This window comes from Staphylococcus sp. HMSC034G07 (assembly GCF_001835975.1).
Classification (GTDB): Bacteria; Bacillota; Bacilli; order Staphylococcales; family Staphylococcaceae; genus Staphylococcus; species Staphylococcus ureilyticus.
Genome location: NZ_KV826601.1, coordinates 1 through 1,403, shown reverse-complemented (window position 1 = coordinate 1,403; position 1,403 = coordinate 1). Strand labels below are relative to the sequence as shown.

The 1,403-nt window shown below is 28.7% G+C and carries 2 protein-coding genes; both read left to right on the top strand.

Features of this window, described 5'->3' with window-relative positions:
- Positions 1-87: 87 nt before the first annotated feature.
- Positions 88-180, top strand: a complete 93-nt coding sequence (locus tag HMPREF2586_RS12690; protein WP_107519008.1) for a type I toxin-antitoxin system Fst family toxin — start codon at positions 88-90, stop codon at positions 178-180.
- Positions 181-903: 723 nt separating this feature from the next.
- On the top strand, positions 904-1,035 hold the full coding sequence (locus HMPREF2586_RS05340; RefSeq protein ID WP_070812661.1) for a beta-class phenol-soluble modulin: 132 nt from the start codon (positions 904-906) through the stop codon (positions 1,033-1,035).
- The last annotated feature ends 368 nt before the right edge of the window (positions 1,036-1,403 follow it).

The following is a 1,403-nucleotide window of genomic DNA, read 5'->3' as shown; positions in this document are numbered from 1 at the left end:
TACATATGCTTCAAAAGATACAGATGGTATAATAGTGAGGTCGCCTTAACTTCCGGCGGTATTTTCGGCGGAAGGAGGTGAGCATCTGTGGACTTTTTATTCGTAACGGTTATTGCACCTGTGATAACTGGATGTATTGTAGCTTGTTTTACCTATTGGTTAAACCAACGCAATAAATAGGCGACTATCCATATCACATAAAGAGCCCCAACCTACGGCAATAGGTTGGGGCTCGGTGTATATCTATGGACTTTCTATTCGTTACTTGTATTATAACATCATAGTGGAGAGGAATGCAAAACTGTGTGTTCGATATGATTAATGTGTATTTTTTAGCAAAGTTATTATGTCTTTTAAGGGTATACTAATTTTCGTTAATATAAAAGCTTTGTGCAGTTGCAAAACATACTTAGAAATATTAAACATACTATCATTGGTATATTTCGGTTTTTTTCAATAGGATCATTTTTAATACAGAAATAGAATTTAATTTTATATAAAGTTGTAAAAATGAATTATACTTAAGGGTGTCTTGTCAACATATAATATATTACAGCATTAATGACTAGGAAAAAGAAAATCACACTAAACACATTAAATTTAGTTGCGAGTGTAATATTTGAAAACAATGTGATGATAAATATTATAATTCCTATAATTGCTATTACATTGAATATTGCTAATTTATTTTTAAGTATAATTCTCCATTTTGATTGAGAGATTGATAAGTATTCAAGACACTTTGGAACTTAAAATCGTCACTTAGGAAGTGCTACACAATATAATAATAAAATTTTTAAGACACTTTGGAACTTAAAATTATCAATTGGGAAATATCACACAATATAATAGTAAAATGTATTATATTGTGTTTGTAACAATAATATTTAAGGAGTGTTCTAAATGTCAGAAATCGTAAATTCATTAAAAGAAGCGATCGAATCAGGAATCAATCAAGACTGGGTAACTATGGGTACAAGCATCGCAGATATTGTAGCTAAAGGCGTTGACTTTGCTTTAGGTTTCGTCGGCTAATTTTAAATTTATAATTCAAAAGAACAAAGCTTGTTTGAATCCAAACAAGCTTTGTTCTTTTTATTATTCTGATTATATTTTCAACAATAATTTATTTTTATAACAAAAATCAAGGACTGATAAATTTTACATTTCTACCTACGCTTATTTTTTAATATAAATCGAGGATATAATAAAATCATATTTGAAAGAATTTTTTCTGTATATCTTTTGATGATCTTTATTTTAAGATCTTTTGCTTAAAGAATCGATGTGGTAGTTTCTATCATTTAATTACATATTTCAACTTATCGGAAGTGAATATGCTTATGTATTTACAAATGATATAATAATAGAGTCGCCTATCTCTCAGGCGTCAATTTGACGTA

What these genes read in the sequence shown, in the direction of transcription:
- HMPREF2586_RS05340 (WP_070812661.1), top strand. Translation starts at nt 904, where the DNA reads ATGTCAGAAATCGTAAATTCATTAAAAGAAGCGATCGAATCAGGAATC.